This is a genomic window from Vibrio sp. 1167, assembly GCF_033340375.1.
Lineage (GTDB): Bacteria > Pseudomonadota > Gammaproteobacteria > Enterobacterales > Vibrionaceae > Vibrio > Vibrio alginolyticus.
The window spans coordinates 1-1,039 of sequence record NZ_JAWOWK010000129.1 but is presented as its reverse complement, the minus strand read 5'-3'; the positions used below and the strand labels follow the sequence as shown (position 1 = coordinate 1,039).

The 1,039-nt window shown below is 44.6% G+C and carries 2 protein-coding genes; both read right to left on the bottom strand.

Going from position 1 to position 1,039, the window contains the following annotated elements; genetic code table 11:
• Window positions 1-311, bottom strand: a 311-nt coding sequence (locus R7Z78_RS24855) for an Rnf-Nqr domain containing protein (RefSeq protein ID WP_318117052.1), incomplete at its 3' end; no start/stop codon positions are given.
• A partial coding sequence (locus R7Z78_RS24850) for a Na(+)-translocating NADH-quinone reductase subunit C (RefSeq protein ID WP_169643714.1) occupies window positions 311-1,039 on the bottom strand: 729 nt, incomplete at its 5' end. The genes R7Z78_RS24850 and R7Z78_RS24855, both read right to left, overlap by 1 nt.

Below are 1,039 nucleotides of genomic sequence, written 5' to 3'. Positions count from 1 at the left end.
AATACAGATAGCTGTTTAGAGATATCGTATAGGTAAGCTTTTAGCACCTGGTCTACCACGATTACTAGAGATGCGATGATCGCCATTTGAACGATGATACGCACACTGTTAGGAATGTGGTTACGGATCAGAGAAACAGAGAAGTTAGACAGAGCAGTTACGAATGTTACCGCTAGTGTCATTACAAACGCCGTTTCTAGTTTAGTTGTTACTGCAAGAGCAGAACATACACCAAGAACTTGTAGCGCGATCGGGTTGTTATCCAACACCGGCGCCATAATGCTCTTTTTAATGTTTTGTGCGCTAGACATTAGTTCAGACCTCCGTCACGAACTTTTGCTAGGAAAGGACCAAAGCCCATGTCACCTAACCAGAAGTCGAATGTACCTTGAACACCGTTACCAGTTAGTGTCGCACCAGATAGGCCATCAACGCCGTGTTCAGAACCTGCTGGCGCACCACCTTTAACAACCTTGATTGCTGGTTTGTGGTTTTCGTCGAACAGTTTCTTACCAACCCATTGAGCACGCCATGATGGGTTCTCAACTTCACCACCAAGTCCAGGAGTTTCACCTTGCTCGTAGTAAGTGATACCAGACACAGTGTTACCGTCAGTTTCAACTGCAACGAATGCGTACATCATCGACCATAGACCGTTACCGTGAACTGGGATGATAACTTTAGAAACGTCATCACCGTTTTTCACTAGGTATACGATACCCGTGTTAGCACGACGAATGATCTTAGCTTTGTCTTGCTCAGCTGTAAGCTTAATAGACGTTGCGTTGTCTTTCGCTGCTTTACGTTGATCGTAGTTAGCTGCTTTAGAACCATCAGCCGCTTCTTCAACGAATTCGCCTGTTGCGAAATCAACCAAGCGAGGCTCGATGTATTCAGCATATAGCTCAGGTACTTTCTTACCATTTGCTTCAATGCCAGCAACTTCAACAATCTTTGATTGTTTATCTAGGACAGCGTTAGCTTTTTGCTTATCACGCAGACCTACTGCTGCTGTTGATACGATGATTGAACAAACAAG